We start from the raw sequence: 25,675 nt of genomic DNA, 5'->3' as shown, positions 1-25,675 counted from the left end.
TCGCTAATCTCCGTTCGACTTGCATGTGTTAAGCACGCCGCCAGCGTTCGTCCTGAGCCAGGATCAAACTCTCCATTAAATATTTATAAAGAGTTTAATCTTTGCTCTCGTTGTTAGAATTTCTCTTTCAAAGTTCTTCACTTTGACGAGGTTCTTTTGCTTTGATTGCGCTCGCACGCAATCTCATCTCAACTCTGTTTAGTTTTCAAGGACCTGGTTTACTTTGTTTTGATCCGGCGTTTTCGGCCGGATCTTCATAGTATCACATCCGGCTGGCTGCGGTCAACTGGTAGTTGCTGGTTAACTCGCTGCCATTTCCGCCCTCTGATACCTTTTTTCGCCGCCACTCGCGCGGCGACATGTATTAATATATCACTTAATAGCCTGTCCTGCAACAAGTATATTATACCAATGTGACTTAATTATTATAACAAATTTTCACCATTCTCTTATTTATGACAAAAAGCCTCGAATCTCGTCAAAATAAAAGAATGCATCTTTTTAGATCTGAGATTGCCACGTCGCATCGCACCTCACAATGGCTATTTACGGACCACCGAAGCGTCAGATACAAGTAGCGCAATAAATTTTTCTGGGGTTATTGAGCTGAAGCTGTTATTCATAGCCGCACATTGCCAAGCATTGAATGGGAGATTCCCATCCCGGCGCCGGTGATCAGCAATAGTGCCAAATAACCAAGGCCCATTTTTAACCTGAATGAAGGATCAATACTGTAGTAGCTGACCATTTCCGGATTATTTCTTTGCTTGTAAACTTTATAGGCCTGAATAATCCCCAGTATAAGTATGAAAAAAATTATTGGGTTGCCTATTTTGACGGCCATATAACCAAGAATCAACGCTCCGGGAATCCAGAGCCAATAAGATATGGCACTTGTTATTCTTCCGCCGTCTAAAAAACCTAAAGGCGCTAAATTAAACAGGTTAATAAAGAACCCCAGGTAACTAAGAGCCAGCCAGAATGTATTTCCTGTCAAGTCAAAGATCATAGCGCAGGCCAGAGCGGCCGCCGTACCGGCCAGCGGTCCGCCGTAACCTATCACGGCTTCATCCATGGCGTTTTTGGGCAATTCTTTCATAGCTATAAATGCGCCGACAAAGGGGATAAAAACTGGTTTGGAAACCGGCAGGCCTATTTTTTTAGCTGCGTACATGTGACCGTTTTCATGGATGAAAATCAGCATGACAAAGCCAAGGGCAAACCACCAACCCCAGATAGTTGCATAGATGGCAACTGTGATAAACATACTGATCAGCGTGCCGGCAAATTTGGACATTTTCAACAAAACTAAAGCCGGCTTTAATAATAGCAGCACCGGTTTTAGGAACTTAATTAAAACTACGATTATTCCTGTAGACAACAGCCCTTTTTTAATTTTACTCTGGGAGTTGCCAGTTTTACTATCATTAATATCATTGATAAAACTGTTATCTTCATTTTTTTGTTCCAATTCCAACCCCCCCGTTTATATCAGTATTTTTAGCAGGAGTTTCTTTAACTTATCAACTTTTTTCAGAGTAGGTTCTTGCGCAAATCCCGTACTGCGGTTCCCACTGTTTTATCAGACAGCTTCAACGCCTCGCCCGGAAAACCCTGCTTGAATTTTATTTTACCCGGTCGGGACCATATATGCCAGACTTCCGGATGCCGAACCGTTATAAGCATCAGGCGCAAATGCCCCCACAGGCTGCAAAAAAAACAAAAAACCCGGTTAAGCCGGGTATGTTTTAAAGCGATAAAGTTTATTCACTCTGTTAAAACCTCTATAGTTCCGCCACCCAGTAACTCCTCCCCTCGATAAAAAACAACTGCCTGTCCCGGTGTGATCGCTCTTTGAGGTTGGTCAAAATCAATCCGCAGTCTGTTGCCGGAAACGGGTTTTACTGTGGCCGGATCAGGTTTACCATTATACCTGATCTGGGCCTCCACCTTTTCAACACCTGTAATGCCTTCCACGGCAATGTAGTTCATGTCGCCTGCGATCAGACTTTTTCTGTTTAACGCTTCCTCGGTCCCGATAATCACAGCATTTCGGGCAGGGTCAATACCTACAACGTAAACCCTTTCTCCCATGGCCAGTCCTAAACCGCGCCTTTGTCCGATAGTGTAAAAGGCAATGCCCTCGTGGCGCCCGATCTCATTGCCCTCCAAATCAAGAAACGGACCCGGTTTAATCTCTGCTCCAACGTTTTCCCTGAGGAAGTTACGATAGTTGTTATCGGTTACAAAGCATATTTCCTGGCTTTCCGGTTTTTCGGCCACCTTTAAACCCCTTTCGGCAGCCATGCGCCGAACCTCATCCTTAGTATAATCACCCAACGGCATCAAAGTGTGCGCAAGTTGTTCCTGGGTCATGGTGTATAAAAAATAGGTCTGGTCCTTACGCGGGTCCCGCGCCTTTTTTATCGTATATCGACCGGTGTCCTGATTGTAGCTGATTCTGGCATAATGCCCGGTTGCCACGTAATCAGCCTCCAGCGACATAGCTTTTCTCAGCAGCGCTTCAAATTTGATTTTACGGTTGCAGACCACGCACGGGTTTGGTGTTCTGCCGCGCAGGTATTCCTGACAAAAATCGTCCACCACAGTCTTTCTAAATAAATCATGAAAATTTAGAACGTAATAGGGTATGTCCAATTTATTAGCCACAGCCCGGGCATCCTCAACTGCGGAAAGCGAGCAGCAGCCGACAAAGTCCCCGTCAACCTCGGTCTGTCCGGGATCCCAAATCTGCATGGTAACACCGATTACTTTATAGCCCTGTTCAATTAAAAGAGCGGCGGTGACAGAACTGTCTACGCCGCCGCTCATAGCTACAACTACAAGTTTACCGGAATTTTTCATGTAACTAACCACCCGGTTATTTTTGTTTACTTTCGTAATCTTTTATGGCCGCATGCAAGGCATCAGCAGCAAGGTTGGAGCAGTGCAGCTTTTTGGGAGGAAGACCGCCCAGGGCTTCCGCCACTGCTTTATTGCTTAATTGAAGAGCTTCGTCAATGGTCTTGCCTTTGGCCATTTCAGTTACCATGCTGCTGGTAGCAATAGCGGCGCCGCAACCAAAAGTTTTAAATTTAATGTCCTCGATAATTCCATCTTTAATTTTTAAATAGATTTTCATGATATCCCCACAGGTGGGATTACCAACTTGGCCTACCCCGTTTGCATCGGTAATTTCGCCAACATTACGCGGATTTTCAAAATGGTCCATTACCTTTTCTGTATACATACCCCGCATCCTCCCCGGAATATTTTTTACTCGAACCCCAGTATTTATACAAGATTAACCCGGCCGGCGGGTATTTTAACCCGCCGGCAAATCCAACCTACTTTTGTCATGCAAGCGCAGCGCGGCATTACGGAGGACATTCCCCGTAGAGGTGTGTCCCCTTTCCTTGTTTAACTTTACCTGTGACAGGAGGTGCTGGCCTTGCACGCAGCACAGCTGCTTTCCATAACAAATTCGTTTTCCTGATCCAGCGGAGACATGGCTCTGAGCCTTTCCACAATTGGCGGCATAACTTCCATGAAATAGTCGATATCCTCCTCTGAATTGTCCCGGCCCAAAGTTATGCGAATGGAGCCGTGGGCCAGCTCGTGGGGTATGCCCATGGCCAGCAATACATGCGACGGCTCCAAAGAGCCGGAGGTACAGGCGGAGCCGCTGGAAGCAGCAATCCCCTTCATGTCGAGACTTAGCAGCATTGACTCACCCTCGATAAATTCAAAGCAGAAACTGGCGTGGTTCGGCAGCCGCTTCGTTGGGTGGCCCGTAAGCCTGGTGTAAGCAATATTATCCAGTACGCTTTTGATTAGTTTATCCCGCAGCCCGGCCAACCGGGTTGGTTCCGCGCCCAGTTCCTCAACCGCCAGTTCGCAGGCCCGGCCCAGGGCAATAATACCCGGCACGTTTTCGGTACCCGCGCGGCGCAATCTCTCCTGGGCGCCACCATGGAACAGTGATTGTCTCCAACGGGTACCCTTGCGCACATAAAGCGCGCCTACACCTTTAGGCCCATAAATCTTGTGACCGCTAATGGATAACAGGTCCACACCCAGATCATCAACATTGACAGGAATCTTGCCCATGCTTTGGATGGCATCGGTATGGAAAAAGATATTTTTTTCTTTAGCCAGCGCGGCCATTTCCTTAATGGGTTGAATGGTGCCCACTTCGTTGCTGGCATGCATGATACTGATTAATGTTGTTTTGTCGGTAATAGCATTGGCCAGGTCATCCAAACTGACCATACCGTATTTGTCCACCGGCAAAATAGTTACCGTAAACCCTTGTTTACCCAGCGCCTTGAAGGTATTTAAAACAGCATGATGCTCAATAGCCGAGGTAATAATATGGTTACCCCGGTTTTTGTTGAGCATAGCAACACCATGAATTGCCATATTATCGGATTCTGTACCACCACTATTAAAAATGATCTCTTCAGGCTTGGCCCCAATTAAAGCCGCTACCTTTTCCCTGGCCTCTTCCAGCGCCTTGCGGGTCTGACGGCCGAAATAATGCAGGCTGGTTGGATTGCCAAAGTTGTCTGTTAAAAATTTCTGCATTTCCTCTGCAACTTCCGGGCGGACCGGTGTCGTTGCACTGTGGTCAAAATAGACTCTGCGCACAGCTAAGCTCCTCCTTTAAGGAATTAATTATTGCTTGTTATCCGGTAAGTTTTCAGCATCGCGCAACATATCGGCCAGGCTTATAGAGTCCATCACTTCCGCCAGCCTGTCCCTTACCCTGGCCCAAACAGTCCTGGTGATACAAGAATCGGCCTGGATGCACTCAGTAGGCTCGACTTCACTGACGCAGTCAACCGGCGCTATGGGTCCTTCCATAGCCCTGATGATATCACCCACTGTTATATTACCCGGCTCCCGGGCTAATATATAACCGCCCTGGGAGCCGCGGATACTTTTTACCAGACCGGCCTTGCGCAAAATAGCAATTAGCTGTTCCAGGTAGTTATCCGATATATTTTGTCGCTCGGCCACCGTTTTTAACGGGATGGGCTCCGAACCATAATGTTGAGCCAGGTCAAACATTGCCTTCAGTCCGTAGTGTCCCCTAGTGGACAGACGCAATTTCCCACCCCCTTTTAAATCGGACTATTTAACTCGGAATTAAACAATAATATCTTAGCATTCCGCTCGGATATTGTCAATATAAAAGATTGAGGAAAGGAGACACACCTCTTCTTTGAGGTCATGCTTATGGGTTGGAGGTATGTCCCCAATTTTATTTAATCGGTTTGCGCAGTTTTTGCAGTCTTTCGTTCATTTCTTTTTCCCGGCCCTGTTCCGACGGGCGGTAAAATTCCTTGTTTTTCAGGTTATCAGGGAGGTACTCCTGCTGCACCCAGTGTCCCGGAAAGTTATGCGGATAAAGATACCCTTTTCCGTGACCCAACTTTTTTGCACCACCGTAACTGGTATCCCTGAGGTACAGCGGCACGGCGCCGGCACGTTCACTCCGCACCGCCTCCAGGGCAGACTCGATTCCCATATAGGCTGCGTTGCTTTTAGGCGCCAGGGCGTTATATACAGCAGCTTCGGCCAGAATTATTCTTGCTTCCGGCATTCCTATCCGCTCTACCGCCTGGGCCGCTGAAGCAGCCACAACCAGGGCCTGCGGGTCAGCCAACCCCACGTCTTCAGCGGCAAGTATCATTATCCTTCTGGCGATAAATACCGGGTCATCGCCGGCATGCAGTAAACGGGCCAGCCAATACAGCGTGGCCTGGGGGTCTGACCCGCGCATGCTTTTAATAAACGCTGAGGTGACATCATAATGCTCGTCCTCTCGGTTAAACTGAACTACCCTGTTCTGGCACACATTGCGGACAGTGTCCTCTGTTATTACCCTAACCCCGTTGTTACCCGGCGGGGTGGTTAAAACAGTCATTTCCAGCACATTTAATGCAGACCGGGCATCCCCGTTGGCAAAGTTAATTATAATCTTTAGCACATCGTTGTTTAAATCAACAGTATACTCACCCAAACCACGGTCTTTATCCAAAACCGCCCTGCGGATGATCCTGGATAAAGCTTCCCCGGACAGTAATTCCAGGCGGTACATAAGTGACCGGGACAACAGCGGCCGGTTGACTGAGAACATGGGGTTCTCAGTTGTCGAGCCAATTAGAATAACGGTACCATCCTCCACAAAAGGCAGCAAGGCGTCCTGCTGAGCCTTATTAAAGCGGTGAATTTCATCAATAAACATGACAGTTCGCCGCCCGTACATGGCGAGACGATCCCTGGCCTGCTCAACTACCCTGCGAATATCCGCAACCCCGGCCATGACCGCATTAATTTTTTCAAAATGGGCGCTGGTCATACCGGCAATAATATTGGCCAGCGTCGTTTTGCCCGTGCCGGGCGGCCCGAAAAAGATAACAGACTGCAGCGCCCCGCTGCCTATCAACTGCCGCAAAGGGCGGCCCAGGCCAACTATACCGGTTTGCTCTTCAAATTCATCAAGGTTCTGTGGACGCATACGCAAGGCCAGAGGGGCCGATTTGGTCATGTTGCGGGACGCAGCTTGCCGGAATAAATCTTCCATTGGGTTCACCCCTGTATATTAATTAAATACAATTGTATTATTAAATTTGCCTGGTTATCTTAATAGGTGTTTGACCGGACTGGTTGCCATCGTCGCAGCTTATCGCCGGCATCAATTTGCAGTTTCAAATGCTTTGACTACTGTCATTGTATCATAAAATGCCAGTCCTGGGAACATGTGTTCCAAGCTAGCAACCGGCATTTAACACCCACATTAGAAACGGCGCTTCCTGTCTGGAAATGTTAAAGGCCGGGAACGCCTGTTCCCAGCCTTGATAGCTAGATGATTACCTTTATTATTGGCAGTCCGTTTGTGTCCTTCGTCATTGCGAGCACAGCGGAGCGGAGCATTATTGGGGGACATTCTCCGGAAGAGGTGTGTCCACTTTCGGGGAACGGAGATTGCCACGTTGTTTCACTCCCCGCTATGACAGACTGCTAATTAGCAGCCTAAGATTATGCCACATACTTGTCAACAATGGCCTGTAATTCCTTTTTAGTTCTAAAGCCTACAATTCTTTCAACTTCTTTGCCATCTTTGAAAATTATCAGTGTTGGGATGCTGACGACACTGAACTGGGCAGGCACAGATTTGCTTTCATCCACATTCAGTTTGGCGACTTTCAATTTGCCTTCGTTGTCCGCGGCAATTTCTTCAACAACCGGGGCAATCATTTTGCAGGGTCCACACCATTCAGCCCAGAAATCAACTAATACAGGAGTGTCTGAACCGTTAACAAAATCGTTAAAATTGGCTTCCCCTAAAATACTAATTTTGTCGCTTGCCAAAATACTCTCTCCTTTCGCAATCCCTTGTGTTACTTATTATCTTAATGCCTAACTACCGTTCTTTCCATGCTGCTATAGCATTTTAAGAATTACGCAACTTACAAACTCCGGCCTAACTATTATATGTGATTACCAAACCTAAGTATTCACCCAATTGTCCATGTCAATTATAATATTCTCGGTAAGAGAATGTCAATTCACATGTCGGAAAAAATATCCAGAGAGAGCAATTTGTCAACCACATACGCAGCCAGGATAAATCCCGCTACCGGCGGCACAAATGAAATACTTCCCGGAACTTGCTTTCCACCGGTCCCTGTTGCAATTTGCCGGGGACACTCAGTAGAGTAGACGACCGGTATATCACTAGTAATCCCGGCGGCTCTAAGTCGTTTGCGCATAACTCTAGCCAGCGGGCAGACAGAGGTTTTCCATATGCTTGCTACTTTAAATGAAGTTGGGTCCAGTTTATTACCCGCCCCCATGGCAGAAACAATGGCTAACCCCCTGTTAACGCTTTCCGTTATCAGGGCCGCTTTGTTTTCAACATCGTCAATGGCATCAATAATAAAATCTATGCCTTTACCGTTAAATATTTCAGCAGCCGTTTCCGGGCTAAATCTCAATTGCCTGGCATAAACAACCAAACCGGGATTTATTTCCCGCAAGCGGGAAGCCGTTAAATCAGTTTTAAACCGGCCGACTGTGCTGTTTAAAGCGTGTAATTGTCTGTTGATATTGGTAATATCCACAGTGTCGTAATCAACAATAATTAGCGTCCCCACTCCTGCCCGGGCCAGTGCTTCCACTGCATAGGATCCAACACCGCCCAGTCCGAAAACCGCAACGGTGCTGCCGGACAGCTTTTCCAACCCCGAGCTGCCGATTAAATACTCAGTACGGCGAAAGATTTCATAATTCATTAAAACACCACACGTTTTGCAGCATTAATAAAAAGCTTCCAGGTTACCAACAAAAGTTGACCCTGGAAACTTAAATAAAAATTTATGCTTATGACCCCACTGTGCCGTGAGGGTAGCCTCAAAGTTTTCTTGAACCTGTTCTCAAACAGGTGGGTGTCCTCCTGAGTGCTTCCTGTTTCCTCATGGTTGGAGACATTCCTCCGAAGAAGGTGCGTCCCTTTCCTTTTGAGGTATACATTTCACAGCCAGAGCCAGACTCCCATACAACAAATGTTGGCTCAAAACTTCAAGGGGTCACGTACACCGCAGGGCGTGTTTCTTACTGATGAAAATATATTAACATGTTTTCGACTTTTAAAGCAAGGGCTAACAGTAGTTAGTGTTTTTTATATTTTTTTCTAGTTATTTACTTTTTATGCAAAACAAATTGCGCCAGCGGGAAGGCCCAGATTATTTTACTTTTTTTACAGCGGTTTTGATGCTTAATTCCCTCAGCTGGCGTTCATCCACAGGCCCCGGTGCCATGGTCATCAAGTCCGTAGCGCTGGCTGTTTTGGGAAAAGCAATTACATCCCGGATAGTTTTTTTACCGGCCAGCAGCATAACCAGCCGGTCAAAGCCAAAGGCAATACCACCGTGCGGCGGAGTACCGTATTCAAATGCCTCCAGCATAAAACCAAACTTTTCATAAGCTTCTTCCCTGGTCAGGCCTATGGCATCAAACATCATTTCCTGCACATCCCGGCGGTTGATCCTAATGCTGCCCCCGCCAATTTCCACCCCGTTCAGCACCATGTCATACGCCCTGGCCCTGACTTTACCCGGGTCCGTCTGCAGCACCGGTATATCCTCTTCGCGCGGTGAAGTAAAGGGGTGGTGCATTGCCGCCCAGCGGTTTTCTTCCTCGTCGTACTCAAGCAGCGGAAAATCAGTAACCCATAAGAAGTTAAACCTGTCCGCCGGAATTAAGTCCATCCGCTCCGCCAGGTGCAGCCTCAATGCTCCCAGCGCGTTTGCGGCCACACCGGGATTATCGGCTACGAATAACAGCAGGTCACCGGGGGCTGCCTGCATCCGGTCAAGTATGATCTGGGTTTCCCGGTCATTGAAAAACTTGGTAATAGGAGACTTAACTCCTTCCGGGGTGACAATAAAGTAGGCCAGGCCCCGAGCTTTGTAAACAGACACAAACTTGGTCAGATCATCTATATCCTTGCGGCTGAAGCTGCCGCAGCCGGTGGCGTTGATCCCCCTGACCACACCGCCGTTTTCCACCGCGGAGTTAAATACCTTAAAGCCGCACCGGCCTGCTATATCGGTTATATCCACCAGTTCCATACCAAACCTGGTATCCGGCTTGTCCGATCCAAAACGGTCCATCGCCTCGCGGTAAGTCAGGCGCATAAAAGGTGTGGACACTTCAATTCCTGCAATTGCGCGGCACAGACCGGCAATCATTTGCTCCATCAGGGATAACACGTCTTCAACATCAACAAAGGACATTTCAATATCTATTTGGGTAAATTCCGGCTGCCGGTCGGCCCGCAGATCCTCATCTCTGAAACACCTTACTATTTGATAATACCTGTCCATGCCCGCCACCATTAAAATCTGTTTAAACTGCTGGGGAGATTGTGGCAGGGCGTAAAAACGCCCCGGATTAAGCCGGCTGGGCACGAGGTAATCCCTGGCCCCCTCGGGGGTGCTGCGGATAAGCATTGGGGTTTCTATTTCCCAAAAGCCGTTTTCATCCAGAAAATCACGAACTAATTTACTGGCGCGGTATCTAAGTTCCATAGCACGCTGCATTTCGGGGCGGCGCAGGTCCAGATACCGGTAGCGCAGGCGCAGGTTCTCATCGACTTCAACCCCGTCTTCAATGTAAAACGGCGGGGTTTTAGCGCGGTTGAGCACTCTGAGCTCGTCCACAATTACTTCCACTTCACCTGTGCTTAAATTGGGATTGGCTGTTCCTTCCGGCCTCAGCCTGACCTTGCCGACGACGGCAAGCACATATTCGCTGCGCACTCCCTCGGCCTTTTCAAAAGATTGCTGATTACTATCGGGGCTGAAGACTACCTGAACCAATCCGGTCCGGTCCCGCAAGTCAACGAAAATCAGGCCGCCGTGATCACGACGAGTATCTACCCATCCTGTTAATGTCACTATTTGGCCTTCCTCACGGGCGGAAAGCTGCCCGCAGTAATGGGTGCGTTTAATGCCTTGCATTGAGTCAATCATCTTTTAAACCTCCACAAAAATTCGTCAATCACAGCAGCCATTTAAAAGTTCTTTCAATACCTTTACCACATCTTGTCTGGCAACTTCCCGCTGGCTGCCCGCTGTCATATCGCGCAGCGACACACAGCCCCGGTCCATTTCCTCTGCACCAAGAATAATAGTATAAAGCGCTTCTACCTTAGCGGCATATTTCATCTGGGCTTTTAGGCTTCTCCCTTGATAATCCATATCGGAAGCAACACCTGCAGCCCGCAGTTCCGCCAAAAGTCTAAAGCCTTCCCTGGCCGGGTCATCTCCGGCAGTGGCCAGAAACACATCCGGACCGGCCTTGATTGCCGGTATCAGTCCTCTGTTTTCCATAGCCAAAATAATTCTTTCAATCCCCAGCGCCGCTCCTATGCCCGGTATGGATGTACCGCCGCAGGCCTCAACCAGCCCGTTATACCGGCCGCCTCCGCCTACTGAGCTTTGAGCTCCTATATCCGGAGCCATAATTTCAAAGGCGGTGTGGGTATAATAATCCAGGCCGCGAACCAGACTTTTGTTTAAGGTAAAAGGAACACCCAAATCCCGCAAATGTTGCTGAACCTGCAAGAAATGCCGTTCACAATCGGGACACAAACAATCAACTGTAGTGGGCGCCGCTTCGGCTAATTCAGCACATTTTGCAGTCTTACAATCAAGTATCCGCAGCGGGTTGCGCTCATACCTGTTTTTACAATTGGGGCAAAGTTCCTCCAGTGAAGGGCGGAAATATTCCTGCAATGCCTTGCGCACCCCGGGTCTGCAGTTAGGGCAGCCCACGCTGTTTACATGCAATTCCAGGTCATTCAGCCCCAGTCTGCTATAAAAATCCATCACCAATGCCATTACTTCGGCGTCTACCGCAGGGTGGTGCGAGCCAAACACTTCCACGCCAAACTGGTGAAACTGTCTGTAACGGCCGGCCTGAGGCCGGTCATATCTAAACATGGGGCCGGAGTAATATAACTTTACGGGCTGCGGGCCGGCATAAAGTTTGTTTTCCAGGTAGGCACGCACCACTGCGGCAGTGTTTTCAGGCCGCAGGGTGATGCTCCGCCCGCCCCGGTCTTGAAAAGTGTACATTTCTTTTTCCACTATATCGGTGTCTTCGCCTACACCGCGGATGAACAGCTCGGTATGCTCGAAAATCGGGGTGCGTATTTCCCGGTACCCGTAATCTCTGAAAACCTGGGCGGCAACACCCTCTACATACTGCCACTTCTCAACCTGCCCCGGTAGAATGTCTGCGGTCCCTCGCGGACGCGTTGTCAGCATAATGGTTCCTCCTTTAACGAACAGAAAACTCCCGTATCCGCACCGGAAACGGGAGGGCAGGCGTACCAGCCTGCTTGTGCATACCAATCCAATTTTATGTAATATCGCGATTTTTGTCAACCTGAGCACGATAAACCCTTTGCAGCGCATTGGTCATAACGAACGCAGCGAAGCAATCTGCATCCGAAGCTTTTTGAGCACAAGATTGCACGCCGCTTCGCTCCCGGCAATAACCAAGCCGATACTACGTGCGTTTTTTATAAACGGGTGGTATAATGCAAAATACGAGGTGATCTAACCATGACCAGCATGGAACTGGTAAATCGAATAAACTATCTGGCCCGGAAAGAACGTTATGAAGGTTTAACCGCCGAGGAGAAGGAAGAGCAGCAAAAGTTGCGGCGTCAATACCTGGACAGCATCAGACAGCAGATGATAGACGCCCTTGAAGGCGCGGGCTATGAAAAAAAACATGACACCCACTGCAGGTGTCATAAAAGGAAAGGGGACACACCTCCCCTCTAATTTTTCCCCAATTCCAACGCCCAGCCCCGGAGCGTTTTACGGTCAACTTGACCATCCGGGGTTTTGGGTATGCTTTCCTTAACCAAAAATTCCCTGGGGGCAGCATGAGCGGCAAGTCCGGTTTTAACATAATTGCGCAATTCCTGGGCCAACTTTTCCGACCAGAAGTAACCCTGGGTTAACACAATATACGCCTTAATAATTTCACCCCTTATTTTATCCGGCTTGCCGGCTACACCGGCATCTTTGACGGCTGGATGCTCCTTTAATTTCTTTTCAACTTCCCACGGCCCGACCCTTTCTCCGGCAGTATTAATAATGCCATCCACCCGGCCCTGGAAGTAAAAGTAACCGTCCTCGTCCATGTAAGCGGCATCCCCGGAGATAAACCATGGCTTCAATTTAAAATACTCCAAATATTTTTGGTGATTTTCCCATACATCCCGCGCCATGGCAGGCCAGCCGGCCTTAATGGCCAGGTTGCCAATGCGGTAGGGCGGCAGTTCATTCCCCGCGTCGTCAACCACGGCGGCTTTAATCCCCGGGACCGGCTTTCCTATTGATCCCAATTTGATATCCAGGCATCGAAAATTACAAATCATATTCATCCCGGTTTCGCTCATCCACCAGGTATCGTATATCGGAATACCAAAAGCAGTCTGACTCCACCGCATGACGTCTTCCGTAAGCGGTTCTCCTACGCTCAAAATATGTCTTAAATTGCTCAGATCATACTTGCCGTAAGTATCTTGGCCTGCCGCAATAATCATTCTGAAAGCCGTGGGTGCGCTGTACCAAACACTAACCCGGTAGTTTTGAAGCGCTGCACACCATCGCGGCGCATCAAACCGCCCCCCCTTAACCAAAACAGTGACACCATGCAGCCAGGGAGCCAAAAAACCGTAAGCTATCCCCGTAATCCAGCCGGGATCGGCGGTACACCAGTAGACATCATCAGCTTTTAAATCGTGCACCCATGTTGCCGTAGCCCATAGTCCGGCGGCACAGCCATGCACATGAACCAAGCCCTTCGGCCTCCCGTCCGCACCGGCGGCATACAATATGAACAGGGGATCTTCCCTGCCCATAGGGCAATATTCGGCGTCCGGTGAGGCCTTAGCAACTTCTGCATGCCAATCCAGGGTCTCTTGGGACCGGCCACCTTCAGTCAACAAAATAGTCCTGAGCTGCGGTAATTCTTTTTTCGGTACGCGAACTAATAAATCAGCGTTGGTTACCAGTGCGGCAGCTGCACTGTCCAGTAGTCTATCTTTAACCGCGTCTTCCATAAAAGCCTCAAATATTGGAACCACTACCAGACCTTTTTTGACTGCACCCAGAAAACTTATGTACAATTCCGGTGTGCGGGGCAGAAACAAGGCAATCCTATCTCCCTTGCCCAGGCCGCGTTTATCAAGTACATTAGCAAACTTATTCACTTTTTCCTGGAGCTGGGAGAAGGTAAAGCTTTCCTGCCTGTCATCTCCTTCAAAATAAAGAGCTACCTTATCTCCCATCCCCCTGGAGATGTTTCTTTCCAAAATATAGTAACTAATATTGGCCTCTTCTGTTGCACCGTAAAACTCTTCAAAAGCTTCTTGAAAGTTAAAATTGAGCACTAATTCACTATAATTCATTAAATTATGCACGCCCGGCAATGCGCTGATAACTAATTTACTCATTAGACAGACACCTCCCATCTTACTTATATAAATACTAGAACCGGACTCAATATTCCTGCAATTTTGATTTTTCAAATTTAATTTTTACCAGGGGACAGGTACCGCTCCCCAGGAACGAGGAAACCAGATTCCCATCCCCTTATCCCTGAGACTGAGATTGCCGCGTAGCTATCCGGGAAGTGCTAATTGGGGTTACAAAAAAGGATTATGTTTTTTTTCCAATCCGATAGTGGATGCCGGACCGTGCCCGGGGTAAACCTTAGTTTCGTCCGGGTATTGCAACAGCTTTGTTTTAATTGATTCAATCATAACATTATGGTTGCCGCCAGGGAAATCCGAACGTCCCACCGAGCCTGCAAAAAGCGTATCCCCTGTTATTAAGCTGTTGCCTGCTTGAATGCAAATTCCGCCCGGGGTATGGCCCGGGGTATGGAATATTTGCAGGTTAACGTGTCCCACTTTTAGCTGCTCACCATCTTCTAAAAACCGGTCGGCTTGTTTACATTTTATGGGTGAACCCATGAACAACGATAAATTATGGGCCGGATTGGTTAACATTGCAGCATCGTTGTTGTGGATCAGCACCTCTGCACCGGTGGCCTCCCGCACTTCATTTAAAGCGCCGATATGGTCAACATGGCCATGAGTAAGAATAATGTACTTGCACTTTAATTTAAGTTCCTCCAACCGGGCAAGTATGCGCTTGCCCTCGGCCCCGGGATCCACCACCGCCGCAGCGCGTTTTTCCTCGCAGCCGATAATGTAGCAATTGGCATCCATCGGGCCTACTCCAAAACCTTCTAAAATCAAAATAATCCCTCCAAACCATTATCTCGTTAACTGCCGCTAAGACTCCCACCTCGCATAAGGAAAGGGGACACACCTCTGCTTATGGGTCAAACTTTTGGGTCGAGGAATGTCCCCAACGTATGGGTCAAAACCCCACCTGAACCAAGTCTTCTTTACTGTAGAAAAGGGTTAAACCGCCTTTCGTTCCCTATGGTAGACGAAGGTCCATGCCCGGGGTAAACCCCTGTCTCATCAGGAAAAATCAGCAAACGTTCCTTAATTGAATTGATTAGATCGGTATAACTGCCTCCGGGCAAATCTGTCCGGCCAACTGATTCAGCAAAGAGTGTGTCACCGGTAATTAAGATATTTCCGGTATTCAGGCAAATCCCACCCGGGGTATGGCCGGGCGTATGAATAACTTTAATCTTGATGGTGCCCACCTCAATTTCATCCCCGTGCTGCAAAGTACGGTCGGCACTCCCCGGCTTGCTCTCCCCAACAGGTAAAGCGGAAAAACGGCCGGGATTAACCAACCTGTCGGCGTCCGCGGCATGAATCAGCACTTTAGCTCCGGTGGCGGCCCTGATCTCTCCAACTTCTCCAATATGGTCCATATGACCGTGAGTTAGAATTATGTAACGGCAAGTTAAATTTAATTTTTTTAATTCTTCAAGCACCCTTTCACTTTCCGCCCCCGGATCTACCACTGCCCCGGTTCCGGTTTTCTCGCAACCGATGATATAACAATTAGTACCTAACATTCCTACTACTAATGTTTTTAATAACATATGCCCCTCCTGTAAAATGTTTTACTCAGTACGCAGGAGTCAGAATTCAGCAGTCAGAATGCCTTAGCCCGGTTTTATCTCGTTAACCGCCGCTAAGACTCCCGCCTCAACAGGCGGGAGTCTTAGCGGCGATAAACTCGAAATAAGTGCGACTAAGGTTCAGGTGGGGTCAAAACCCCACCTAAACCAAGTCTTCTTTATCATTCTGACTACTGACTCCTAAATTCTATGTAGTTGTAAATGCTGCCATATGGGGTCTGACCCCAACGAAACTTATTTAAGCGCGTTTTTTGCTTTCAAGCAATAATGTTACCGGGCCGTCATTCATAATTTCCACCAGCATATGTTCCTGAAAGTAACCGGCGGTTATCCTCAGGCCGGTTAATTCAATTTCTTTGATAAATTCCAGGTAAAGCTCGCGTGCCCGGTCCGGCAGCGCCGCGTCACTAAAGCCCGGCCTGCGGCCTTTGCGGCAATCACCGTATAAAGTAAACTGGGACACCACCAAAAGCTCACCGCCGATGTCCTTAACCGACATATTCATCTTGCCGGTCTCGTCTTCAAATACCCTCAGATTGACAGTTTTATCCGCCAGGTAGCGCACATCCTCCCGATTGTCTTCCCTGCCCACGCCCAGCAGCACCATCAATCCTTGTCCAATGGCGCGCCTTTCCCTGCCGGGAGCACTAACAGCAGCGCCGGCAACCCTTTGCACCACCGCCCTCAATTATCTTCCCTCGCTTTTAGCATGGATTTGCCCCTTCGGTGCACACTGTATACATCCTTTACCCGGCTGAATTTACCGATAATATGGTCCAGCTGCTCAATATCTCCTATTTCCAAAAGCATTTCCACAACTCCGCTATTGTCTTTGCGGCCCCGGGCCGTAACCCAGTTGGCATTAAGTTTCATTTCTGATAAAACAGCCATAATATCGCTCAAAAATCCTGCCCGGTTCATTCCTTCAATTTCCAGCCGCACCTGGAAGGGAGAATGGAAATCTTTGTCCCAGGCCACTTCCACCAGCCGGTCGGGATCGTTGAGCAAAAACTCCACATTGTGACAGTTTTCACGGTGAATAGAAACACCCCTGCCCCGGGTAACATAACCCACAATTTCGTCACCGGGTACCGGATTGCAGCAATGCGCCAGCCGGATCAGTAAATTATCAACACCACGCACCCGGATACCCTGGGTTGGTTTACCCCAGGAAGGCAAAGCCCGCGGTTCCTGCTGCAGCATTACTTCCAATTCTTTACGGGCTGATTCTTTTTTTTCTTCCCGGTTGGTTTCTTCCCGCAGCTTATTAACAATGCTGGCGGCAGAAAACGTGCCGTCACCAACAGCGGTGTAAACATCGTCAAGGTCAGCCAGGTTCATTTTACTTCCATACTCCAGCAATTTATCGCTCTTGATGAAATCAGCGTCCAGGCCGTGTTTTTTAATCTCCCGCTCCAGCAAATCCCGACCCTTGGCTATATTCTCCTCACGCTGTTCCTTTTTAAACCATTGCCTAATTTTTGCTTTGGCCTGAGAGGTTTTAACAACCTTCAACCAATCGCGGCTTGGCCCGCGACTTTGTTTGGAGGTTAGCACCTCCACCCTGTCGCCGTTTTTAAGCGTATAATCCAAGGGTACAATTTTATTGTTTACTTTGGCCCCTACGCAAATATGACCAACCTGGGTGTGCACCCTATAGGCAAAATCAAGCGGAGTTGAACCGCCGGGAAGCTCAATAACGTCGCCCTTAGGTGTAAATACAAACACTACATCGGCAAATATATCTATCTTTAAACTCTCCATGAATTCCCTGGCGTCTTTTAGATCCTTCTCCCAGTCTAAAATTTGTCTGAGCCAGCTTAGCCTGCGTTCAAAGTTACCTTCTTTGCCCCTACCTTCTTTATACTTCCAGTGAGCGGCAATACCGTATTCAGCAGTACGGTGCATCTCCCAGGTCCTAATCTGAATTTCCAGCGGATCTCCCTGCGGGCTAACCACTGTTGTATGTAACGATTGATACATATTGGATTTGGGCATGGCTATATAATCTTTAAACCGGCCGGGAATCGGCACCCACATAGTATGAACGGTTCCCAGCACGGCATAGCAATCACGCAAAGAATCCACCAGTACCCTTACTGCCATAACATCATAAATCTGGTTAAACTCCAGCTGCTGCTTCTCCATTTTTTGGTAGATACTGTAAAGGTTCTTGGGTCTCCCTAAGATTTCTGCATTAATTTTAACCTCTTTAAGTTTTGCGCTTAAAATTTTGATGATATAGTTGATATATTCTTCACGTTTATCACGTGTTCGAGCGACGAGGTCGGCCAGTTCGTAATATTTTTCAGGGTTGCTGAAACGAAAAGCAAGGTCTTCCAACTCCCACTTAAGCCTGTAAATTCCCAGGCGGTGGGCCAGGGGGGCAAAAATTTCAAGGGTTTCCAGCGCAATTTCCCGCTGTTTATGCTCTTGGTGATAATGCAGCGTACGCATATTATGCAGGCGGTCAGCCAGCTTGATCAAAACCACCCTGATATCACGTGCCATGGCCAGGAACATTTTGCGCAGGTTCTCAACCTGGCGTTCCTCCTTGGACCGGTATTCCAAACGGCTTAATTTGGTAACCCCGTCCACCAATTTCGCCACTTCGGGTCCGAAGTTCTTCTCCAGGTCTTCCAGGGTGACCCTGGTGTCCTCAACTGTGTCATGCAGCATCCCGGCCATTAATGTATCAACGTCCATTTCCAGGTCTGCAAGTATAAATGCTATGGCCAGCGGATGGTTAATGTAAGGTTCACCGGAAATCCGCTTCTGCCCGTCATGCGCCTGTGCGGCAAAGGCATAAGCCAGCCTTAAAGCGTCCAGGTCGGCACCAGGATTATAATGTATTACTTTTTGAATTACGTCCTCCAAATTCATAGTTCACGCCCCGCTTTAGTTTAGCGCCCTGCTTATCCATTCCAAGCCTTTTGCCTTTATGTTACGAACACCAACATAGATTGGTGACTCCATAAGATCCCTTTTTTGGCTTCCGGAAGGTAATAATTTATATTTTAGCATACCGTTTTGCCACTGATATTGCAATAAGTTCAACTCAGCAAATACTGCTGCCGCGACTGTAATAGTTATAGACGAAGAAATATTAACACCTTCCCGAACCAGGGCGGCAATAACGGTGGGCTTTCGTAATACGCCTTCTCCATTCCGGGCATTCGCTCTTAACAAGGCGTAAAATAAAGCCAGCACATCCCGTTCCGGAGCAATTTCCTGCAGGTGTCTGCGGTTTTCCTCCCAGTCCCCTGTAGTGTATAACGCCTCCAGTTGGCCGGAAAACCTCCCGGCCACGGCCCAGTCCACCTCTGTTGCAGGCGGGCTTACAAGAATGACCCGGCCAAAAATTTCACCCCAATTGTCAAGATGAGTAATGGAGCCGTAAGTACCTATAGCTATACCTGTCTCTCCCTGCTCTACGGAGGCCAATTCGTGATTAACGGTTTCAGGCGGCATAAAGCCGTGGATATAGGCAAGTTTGTCGGCACACTCGCGGTTGTAATCCTTAAGATGGCGATAAATCTGCAAAGTTTGACGGGCGCAATTAACCAGTAAAATTGTTCGCCCTTCTTTTACTGCAAGACGTGAAATAATTCCCGTCCGCCCGGCACTGTGCAGTTCGGAACCGCACTGGGGCGGTTCTGTTGCAGGAACGGCATCAGCACTAAATAAGGCCTTTAACATCTTCAGTTCAGGCGGGATATTATGACTTTGGCTGATTAAAATATTTTTTAATGCGCCAGCAAGACTTTCCGGCACTAGAACCAGGTCATCCGCCAATCGCATGCTGTCATCCTGCAGTGACCGGTGGTCTAAATTCTCGGCAACCCCCGTACCAGGCTTCTGCAAATCTCTAACTTCAACCTGAAGGGTTTGCCTGCCCTGCCAGCTGTTAACTGAAGGAGTAAATGCAACACTTACATCTTTCCCTGCTGCCAGTTCGCCGGCAAATTTACCAAGATTGAAACCAATTCCGTCCATAACCTTATTACTCTGTCTTAAAAGCATCTTTAAATGAGCATTCTTCTTTCCCACCCCGCGGCAATTCACCAGTTTAACCCCGGACATACCGAACATCGGCCCGGGATTTCCGTGTCCGTAAGGCTGCAGCTGTTCTATTTCGTTAACCAGATCGTAAGTAATATCTTCCAGGGATATCAATGCATCAAGCTCTAATACAGGACTTTGTATTTCCTCAGTTAAAACTCGTTCGGCATAACTGTTGATTTTGTCCCTAAACTCATCGATCTTGCCTGTCTCGACCGAAAAACCGGCGGCCATGGCATGCCCGCCGAAACCCAACAAAGTATCTGCACAGAACTCCAGAGCCTGATACAGGTTAAACCCTTCAATACTTCTGGCCGACCCCTTGCCCTGGCCGTCCTCCTGACAGGCAATCAGCAAAACAGGTTTATAAAACCGGTCTGTCAGCTTTGACGCCACAATCCCAATTACCCCTGGGTGCCAGTTGAGAGACGCCAGCACCAGCACTTTTTGTTCAGCCAGCCGGGGTTCCCCATCCAGCATGCCCAACGCTTCCGCCAGGACCATTGTTTCCATCTGCTGCCGTTCCTGGTTCTCCCGGTTTAGAATAGCCGCAATCTCCATCGCCCTATCCGGTTTCCGGCACAACAACAACTCCACGGCCAGCGAAGCATCACCCATACGCCCGGCGGCGTTTATTCGTGGCGCCAACATGAATCCCACTTCCCTGGTACCCAGGGTTTCTTCCTTAATACCGGCCACACTGAACAGAGCCTGCAGGCCCGGCCTGGCACTGCCGGCCAGGCGCGGCAGGCCATGTCTGACCAGGATGCGATTCTCGCCCGTCAATGAGACAATATCTGCTATTGTGCCCAAGCATACAAAGTCCAGGTATTCCTCCCAGGCATTGGACATACCTGCCCGTTCAAGCAGTGCCTGCCCAAATTTAAAAGCCACTCCCACGCCTGCCAAATCTCTAAACGGGTAACTGCAATCTTTCCGTTTCGGGTTGACTACCGCGGCTGCAGCAGGCAATTCTGAGGGAGGTTCGTGGTGATCGGTAATAATGATTAAAGGCCCCCCGCTCTTATTTGCCGCTGCAACCTCTGCCACTGCGCTGATACCGCAATCCACAGTGATAACCAGATCAACCCCGGACTCATGGAATTTTTGCAGCACCCCGGTATGTAAACCATAACCCTCTGCGATCCTGTGAGGAATGTAATAATCAACATTGCCCTCCAACCGGCGGATAATTTCCACCAGTAAAGCGGTACTGGTTACTCCGTCAACATCGTAATCGCCATAGATAAGAATTTTATTTCCTTGCTGCAGAGCTTTTATGGTAATCTCAACCGCAGCGGTCAAATCCTTCATCAGTGCCGGCGGATGCAGCCTTTGCATGGATGTTTCCAAGAAATCCCTGGCTGCCTCAAGGGTATAAATACCCCTGTTGACCAGTAACTGAGCCATCAGGGGAGATACCCCAAGTTTACGCACAAAAATAAGCTGCAAAACCGGTTCTGTTTTTTTCACCAGCCATCTTCTGGTTTTATTCATTTTTCCCCCGCCAGTCAATTAATTAAGCAAGCTACATTGATCTCGTTAACCGCCGCTAAGACTCCCGCCTCTACAGGCGGGAGTCTTAGCGGCGATAAACTCGAAATAAGTGCGACTAAGGTTCAGGTGGGGTCAAAACCCCACCTGAACCAAGTCTTCTTTATTATAATAAACCTTAAAGTTCATGGCAAATGAATCCACATACTTATACAGGCAATACGGAAAATAACGCAAATTATATTTTGAATAGAAAAGCGGACATTGAAGGATATTAATAAAGGATATCAGGTAAAAACATAGGAGGTGGAGTATGTTTAAACATGACAAAAAACTACTGGAAATGGTCAAGGTGGAACGACCCAATCCCCAATATGCCGCTCTGCTGCAGGAGCAATTAGGCGGACCCAACGGTGAATTGAAAGCGGCAATGCAGTATATTTCTCAAAGTTTTCGTATTAAGGACCCTGAAATTAAAGATCTTTTCCTTGATATCGCCAGCGAAGAGCTCAGCCACATGGAAATGGTGGCCACAGCAGTTAATTTATTAAACGGGCATGATATTGACGCTCAAAGCACTTTACCGGCCGGCAATGTGGAAGCCAATGTTCTGACCGGCCTTTCCCCTTACCTGACTAACGCATCCGGAGTGCCTTTCTGCGCTACTTATGTCAATGTAACCGGTGACCTCCCGGCAGATATTCTTTCTAATATTGCTGCAGAGCAGCGGGCCAAAGTGGTATACGAGTACCTGCATCGCCAGATCCAAGACAAACATGTGCAGCAAATGATCGATTTTCTGCTTAACCGGGAGGAAGCGCACAACACCCTTTTCCGGGAAGCCTTCCGCAAAATTCAAGACAGCGGCTCCAATCACGACTGGGGCGTTGATCAAGATGCACGACTGTATTTTGACCTTTCTTCAGGCACCAATCATTTCGGCTTACACAAACCACAAGCCCCCAATTTCCAAAATCCAGACCTGCAATAGTTTTTAATTTATAGCTAAAGCTTTAGAGGCCCGTCAAAACAACGGGCCTCTTTATATTTAAACTTGCCGGGTGCTCTAAACTTCATATGATCTGATCATTACCAGCATCATTTTAAACTTTTCCACCGCCTTTAAGGCATGTGGCCGGTTAGCGGGCATAATAATCATTTCACCGGCTTTTAAATGGTTTGCTTGGCCTGAAATAATCACTTCGGCCTCACCGTCAACCAGATAAACCATCGCGTCAAAAGGAGCCGTATGTTCACTGAGGCCCTGTCCCCGATCAAAAGCAAATAAAGTTACCGTCCCGGCCTTTTTGTCGATCAGTGTCCGGCTAACAACTGAGCCGTCCTGATAACCAATTAAATCACTTAAATTCTGTTTAACTGCATTTTCCATTATTAATCGCCCCTATCATTGTTTTCACCCATAAAAACGAAGACCGGATTTCCGGTCCTGATGATATCAAAACGTTGATGACAATATTGGGTTGGCTTTTTATGCCTAAGCAATACATTACCCCGAACAGGCCGTAATATGCGCTTTAGCATAGCAATTAACACTTTAATCTATAAGCTGCTGATGGTATATTACTGTCTCTTTCGATTATTTGGATGAAACTATGTACCAACAGCGGATCAAACTGAGTTTTGGAACACCTTCTCAGTTCCGCCACAGCCTGATCGTGCGACAGTGCCTTTCTGTACGGACGGTCGCTGGTCATGGCGTCATAAGCATCGGCAATGGCTAATATCCGGCATTCCATCGGGATTTCTTCGCCCTCCAGGCCAAGGGGGTAACCCTTGCCGTTCCACCATTCATGGTGCTTTAAAATCCAGTCCGCAACGGGGACAAGATCAGGCGCCGATAAAGCAATCCGATGGCCGATTTCACAGTGCCTTCTCATTTCAATGGCTTCCTCTGTAGTTAATGAGCCGGGCTTAAACAAAATTCGGTCAGGAATTCCTACTTTTCCTATATCATGAAACTGGGCCAACAGGCGAAGGTCGGCAATGCTTCGATCCGGTAAGCCGATGGCGGCTGCAATGCGTACGACCAAATCCTGCAGCCGGTCCGCATGCCCCTCGGTTATAAAGTCCCTGGCCTCTAAAGCTTTCATTAAAGTTTGCACAATTGCGCTGCGGGTACTTTGCTTTCGGTGCAGTTTCTCGCGGTACATATTGTTGTCAGCTTTCTTAAAGAGATCAGTAAGGGTGATTGAGCCTTGGCTCACTGCGAATCCCACTGATATACTCAGATTTAATTGGGGATTCTCGGCATTATACCTGGCAAAAGCATCCCTAATCCGCTGACACGCCCTTTCCACTTGTTTCTCGTGGGTGTTAGGCAAAAGCACCGCAAATTCATCGCCCCCAATCCGGGCGATTATATCATTTTCCCTAAAAGACTTGTTAATCACCTCGGCTGCAGCCACAAGCAATGCGTCACCCTTATCGTGCCCCATGGTATCGTTAACCAGCTTCAAACCATCTACGTCGCAGACAATGATTCCTACAGGGTGATATTGTTCATGATCAAATCGTACCATATGATGCTCGAAAACACTGCGATTATACAAACCTGTTAACTGGTCATGCTGACTTAAATAATTCATGCGTGCTTCCGCTTTATTGCGTTCAAGCTCCGTCGCAGTGCGAACGGCAAATATTTTCAATAAAGATTTAACCAGCTGATAGTTGGTCAAAGGCTTACTGTTCATTACAGAAATAAGCCCCATGGCCTTACCGTTGTTATTAAAAATTGGGGTTCCCAAATAACTTACCACCTTGAATTGGGTCATAAACGCACTGTCCGGAAAAATCTCCCCGACACCATGCGGATAATAAAATGTTCCATTTTCTAAAACGTTTTCACAGGGTGTGCCTTCAAGCAGGTATGCAAAGTTCTCCACTATTTCCCCCCGGGCGTAAACAGCTATGGTACGGACAGATTTAGCGCCGACACCTTCCTCCGTTAATTCGCCTACAAAGGCATAATCCACCGCAAGAGCGTTGGCCAGATGATAAACCAGGGACCGGAAAAACTCAACCCCTACTGAAGCCGAAACCCCCAATACAACTTCCCTTAACGCCTCTTCCGTTTTTCTGCGCTCGGTAATATCCCTGGAAATGCCCTCAAGAGCGATAAGTTTATTATTTTCATCAAAAATTGGAACATTATGCTGCTCACACCAGATAACCCGGCCGTCCTTACGAATCATCCGGATAACTGTGGGTTTGGCATAATCTGTTTTACCGGTAAGTATCCTTTTTAAGATCTCTTTATCATCCCGGTGATAGATTTTGCCGCCCAGATATGGATTGGTATAAAATTCCTCGGGAGCGTATCCAAGGATATCTTTAACCGCCGGGCTGATATATTCAAAAACAGGTTCCGGGAATTGCTTAATACGGTAAATAATATCCCTGGCATGCTCTGCAAACAGTCTAAACCGTTCTTCACTGGACCTGAGAGCTTCGTTCAGTCTTCTCTCTACTGTGACATCTCTAAAAACCAATATAACACCTAAAATTTTGCCGCCGGCATCCCTGATGGGAGCGGCACTGTCCGCAATTGAACGTTCGCTGCCGTCACGGGCAATTAATGCGGTATGGTTGGCCAGTCCGACAATCTCCCCGTTGGTTAAGACTTTATCCACCGGACTGGAGACGGATTCCCGGGTATATTCATTAATAATTCGGAAAACTTCGTCCAGGCGCCGACCAATGGCCTCCTGTCCTTTCCAGCCCGTGAGATCTTCGGCCACCGGGTTGATCAATGTAATTCGCCCCAATATATCTACGGCAATAACAGCATCACCAATGCTGTTAAGTGTTACCGCCAACTGTTCTTTTTGTTTGAAAATCTCTTCTTCCGCCCTCTTACGTTGGGTAATATCACTATAAATAGCGTATATGCCCATTGTATGCCCATTTACAACAATAGGATAGACGAGTATGGAAACATCTATTAAAACACCGTCTTTGCGCCTGCGAACAGTTTCAATATGATCCACATAACCTTTAAGTGCATTGTCCAGAAGTTCAAATGATTGACCCTCAAATTCATCAGGCACCAATAAATCATCCACATTTCGGCCAATTATTTCGGTAATCTGAAATTTGAATATATTTGCAAAACCTTTATTGGCATTAATTATTTTATCTGTGAGCCAATTGCATAATTCTAACCCCATAAAACACAAGGGCTCATTAAACATAGGAAGACAAATTTACCCTAGCCAAAAAAGTTAAAATATCTCAATAAAGCTGCCAAAAATAAAAGGTTTCACCCGATTGCTATAGAAGTGTTTTTCATTCCCACAACAAAAAACACAAGCGAGGTGAAACCCTACATGTATATTCTTGGTGGAATGCTTTTTTCCTTTGAAGTTTTAGTTAAAAATTTCGATGAGGAAGATAAACTATATCAAATTTTAAAGCAAATTGATTGTAAAGA

20 protein-coding genes, 1 rRNA gene and 1 other RNA gene are annotated in these 25,675 nt (G+C 47.7%); 2 read left to right on the top strand and 20 right to left on the bottom strand.

Annotated features, from left to right (window positions below; translation table 11 throughout):
* From BM056_RS24510 to hisS, 12 genes are all read right to left on the bottom strand, one after another.
* A 16S ribosomal RNA gene (locus BM056_RS24510) occupies nt 1-79 on the bottom strand; the annotation flags it as partial.
* Nucleotides 80-619: 540 nt separating this feature from the next.
* Nucleotides 620-1,471 carry a site-2 protease family protein gene (locus tag BM056_RS24505; RefSeq protein ID WP_092475893.1) on the bottom strand — a complete coding sequence of 284 codons (852 nt, stop codon included), beginning with the start codon at nt 1,469-1,471 and terminating at the stop codon, nt 620-622.
* A 296-nt stretch (nt 1,472-1,767) separates the two neighbouring features.
* A complete protein-coding gene (gene mnmA, locus BM056_RS24500) occupies nt 1,768-2,865 on the bottom strand; it encodes a tRNA 2-thiouridine(34) synthase MnmA (protein ID WP_092475890.1) in 1,098 nt (365 codons plus the stop codon).
* 16 nt (nt 2,866-2,881) lie between these two features.
* Nucleotides 2,882-3,250, bottom strand: coding sequence for a Fe-S cluster assembly scaffold protein NifU (nifU, locus tag BM056_RS24495; RefSeq protein ID WP_092475887.1), 369 nt, complete (start codon nt 3,248-3,250; stop codon nt 2,882-2,884).
* A gap of 176 nt (nt 3,251-3,426) precedes the next feature.
* Nucleotides 3,427-4,650, bottom strand: a complete 1,224-nt coding sequence (gene nifS / locus BM056_RS24490; protein WP_092475884.1) for a cysteine desulfurase NifS — start codon at nt 4,648-4,650, stop codon at nt 3,427-3,429.
* Nucleotides 4,651-4,677: 27 nt separating this feature from the next.
* A complete protein-coding gene (locus BM056_RS24485; protein ID WP_092475880.1) occupies nt 4,678-5,112 on the bottom strand; it encodes an RrF2 family transcriptional regulator in 435 nt (144 codons plus the stop codon).
* A 154-nt stretch (nt 5,113-5,266) separates the two neighbouring features.
* A complete protein-coding gene (locus BM056_RS24480) occupies nt 5,267-6,592 on the bottom strand; it encodes a replication-associated recombination protein A (RefSeq protein ID WP_092475877.1) in 1,326 nt (441 codons plus the stop codon).
* Between the two features lie 455 nt (nt 6,593-7,047).
* Nucleotides 7,048-7,380 (bottom strand): thioredoxin, encoded by a 333-nt coding sequence (gene trxA / locus BM056_RS24475; RefSeq protein WP_092475874.1) that lies wholly within the window; start codon nt 7,378-7,380, stop codon nt 7,048-7,050.
* 197 nt (nt 7,381-7,577) lie between these two features.
* On the bottom strand, nt 7,578-8,303 hold the full coding sequence (locus BM056_RS24470) for a tRNA threonylcarbamoyladenosine dehydratase (protein WP_092475872.1): 726 nt from the start codon (nt 8,301-8,303) through the stop codon (nt 7,578-7,580).
* An 89-nt stretch (nt 8,304-8,392) separates the two neighbouring features.
* Nucleotides 8,393-8,618, bottom strand: a non-coding RNA gene (ssrS, locus tag BM056_RS24465) — 6S RNA.
* A gap of 135 nt (nt 8,619-8,753) precedes the next feature.
* Entirely contained in the window at nt 8,754-10,544 is a 1,791-nt protein-coding gene (aspS, locus tag BM056_RS24460; protein WP_092475870.1) for an aspartate--tRNA ligase, read from the bottom strand.
* Between the two features lie 24 nt (nt 10,545-10,568).
* On the bottom strand, nt 10,569-11,843 hold the full coding sequence (gene hisS, locus BM056_RS24455) for a histidine--tRNA ligase (RefSeq protein WP_092475867.1): 1,275 nt from the start codon (nt 11,841-11,843) through the stop codon (nt 10,569-10,571).
* A gap of 300 nt (nt 11,844-12,143) precedes the next feature.
* Between hisS and BM056_RS24450 the strand changes: the two genes are divergently transcribed.
* On the top strand, nt 12,144-12,368 hold the full coding sequence (locus tag BM056_RS24450) for a DUF896 domain-containing protein (protein ID WP_092475864.1): 225 nt from the start codon (nt 12,144-12,146) through the stop codon (nt 12,366-12,368).
* Here BM056_RS24450 and BM056_RS24445 read toward each other — a convergent pair.
* From BM056_RS24445 to recJ, 6 genes are all read right to left on the bottom strand, one after another.
* The gene (locus tag BM056_RS24445; protein WP_092475861.1) at nt 12,365-14,050 is read right to left on the bottom strand and encodes an AMP-binding protein; all 1,686 of its coding nucleotides are present in this window, start codon (nt 14,048-14,050) and stop codon (nt 12,365-12,367) included. The genes BM056_RS24450 and BM056_RS24445 overlap by 4 nt on opposite strands.
* A 192-nt stretch (nt 14,051-14,242) precedes the next feature.
* A complete protein-coding gene (locus tag BM056_RS24440; protein ID WP_092475858.1) occupies nt 14,243-14,860 on the bottom strand; it encodes an MBL fold metallo-hydrolase in 618 nt (205 codons plus the stop codon).
* A 152-nt stretch (nt 14,861-15,012) separates the two neighbouring features.
* A complete protein-coding gene (locus BM056_RS24435; protein WP_092475856.1) occupies nt 15,013-15,630 on the bottom strand; it encodes an MBL fold metallo-hydrolase in 618 nt (205 codons plus the stop codon).
* Between the two features lie 277 nt (nt 15,631-15,907).
* On the bottom strand, nt 15,908-16,357 hold the full coding sequence (dtd, locus tag BM056_RS24430) for a D-aminoacyl-tRNA deacylase (RefSeq protein ID WP_092475853.1): 450 nt from the start codon (nt 16,355-16,357) through the stop codon (nt 15,908-15,910).
* Entirely contained in the window at nt 16,354-18,552 is a 2,199-nt protein-coding gene (locus BM056_RS24425) for a RelA/SpoT family protein (RefSeq protein ID WP_092475851.1), read from the bottom strand. The genes dtd and BM056_RS24425 overlap by 4 nt, the downstream gene beginning before the upstream one ends.
* 15 nt (nt 18,553-18,567) lie before the next feature.
* Nucleotides 18,568-21,228 carry a single-stranded-DNA-specific exonuclease RecJ gene (gene recJ / locus BM056_RS24420; RefSeq protein ID WP_092475848.1) on the bottom strand — a complete coding sequence of 887 codons (2,661 nt, stop codon included), beginning with the start codon at nt 21,226-21,228 and terminating at the stop codon, nt 18,568-18,570.
* 310 nt (nt 21,229-21,538) lie between these two features.
* On the opposite strand from recJ, the gene BM056_RS24415 reads away from it, so the two are divergent.
* Entirely contained in the window at nt 21,539-22,216 is a 678-nt protein-coding gene (locus BM056_RS24415) for a manganese catalase family protein (protein WP_092475845.1), read from the top strand.
* A gap of 75 nt (nt 22,217-22,291) precedes the next feature.
* On the opposite strand, the gene BM056_RS24410 is transcribed toward BM056_RS24415, so the two are convergent.
* Both BM056_RS24410 and BM056_RS24405 read right to left on the bottom strand, forming a co-directional pair.
* Nucleotides 22,292-22,615, bottom strand: a complete 324-nt coding sequence (locus tag BM056_RS24410) for a cupin domain-containing protein (RefSeq protein ID WP_092475842.1) — start codon at nt 22,613-22,615, stop codon at nt 22,292-22,294.
* Nucleotides 22,616-22,772: 157 nt separating this feature from the next.
* Nucleotides 22,773-25,412, bottom strand: coding sequence for a PAS domain S-box protein (locus tag BM056_RS24405; RefSeq protein ID WP_165613705.1), 2,640 nt, complete (start codon nt 25,410-25,412; stop codon nt 22,773-22,775).
* Nucleotides 25,413-25,675: the final 263 nt, after the last annotated feature.

Origin of the sequence: Desulfotruncus arcticus DSM 17038, from assembly GCF_900113335.1 — a bacterium.
Lineage (GTDB): Bacteria > Bacillota > Desulfotomaculia > Desulfotomaculales > Desulfallaceae > Desulfotruncus > Desulfotruncus arcticus.
The sequence above is the reverse complement of the archived record's forward strand: the minus strand, read 5'-3'. Positions and strand labels throughout refer to the sequence as shown.

What these genes read in the sequence shown, in the direction of transcription:
- mnmA (WP_092475890.1), bottom strand. Translation starts at nt 2,865, where the DNA reads ATGAAAAATTCCGGTAAACTTGTAGTTGTAGCTATGAGCGGCGGCGTA.
- nifU (WP_092475887.1), bottom strand. Translation starts at nt 3,250, where the DNA reads ATGTATACAGAAAAGGTAATGGACCATTTTGAAAATCCGCGTAATGTT.
- BM056_RS24480 (WP_092475877.1), bottom strand. Translation starts at nt 6,592, where the DNA reads ATGGAAGATTTATTCCGGCAAGCTGCGTCCCGCAACATGACCAAATCG.
- BM056_RS24470 (WP_092475872.1), bottom strand. Translation starts at nt 8,303, where the DNA reads ATGAATTATGAAATCTTTCGCCGTACTGAGTATTTAATCGGCAGCTCG.
- aspS (WP_092475870.1), bottom strand. Translation starts at nt 10,544, where the DNA reads ATGATTGACTCAATGCAAGGCATTAAACGCACCCATTACTGCGGGCAG.
- hisS (WP_092475867.1), bottom strand. Translation starts at nt 11,843, where the DNA reads ATGCTGACAACGCGTCCGCGAGGGACCGCAGACATTCTACCGGGGCAG.
- BM056_RS24450 (WP_092475864.1), top strand. Translation starts at nt 12,144, where the DNA reads ATGACCAGCATGGAACTGGTAAATCGAATAAACTATCTGGCCCGGAAA.
- BM056_RS24445 (WP_092475861.1), bottom strand. Translation starts at nt 14,050, where the DNA reads ATGAGTAAATTAGTTATCAGCGCATTGCCGGGCGTGCATAATTTAATG.
- BM056_RS24435 (WP_092475856.1), bottom strand. Translation starts at nt 15,630, where the DNA reads ATGTTATTAAAAACATTAGTAGTAGGAATGTTAGGTACTAATTGTTAT.
- BM056_RS24425 (WP_092475851.1), bottom strand. Translation starts at nt 18,552, where the DNA reads ATGAATTTGGAGGACGTAATTCAAAAAGTAATACATTATAATCCTGGT.
- recJ (WP_092475848.1), bottom strand. Translation starts at nt 21,228, where the DNA reads ATGAATAAAACCAGAAGATGGCTGGTGAAAAAAACAGAACCGGTTTTG.
- BM056_RS24415 (WP_092475845.1), top strand. Translation starts at nt 21,539, where the DNA reads ATGTTTAAACATGACAAAAAACTACTGGAAATGGTCAAGGTGGAACGA.
- BM056_RS24410 (WP_092475842.1), bottom strand. Translation starts at nt 22,615, where the DNA reads ATGGAAAATGCAGTTAAACAGAATTTAAGTGATTTAATTGGTTATCAG.
- BM056_RS24405 (WP_165613705.1), bottom strand. Translation starts at nt 25,412, where the DNA reads ATGGGGTTAGAATTATGCAATTGGCTCACAGATAAAATAATTAATGCC.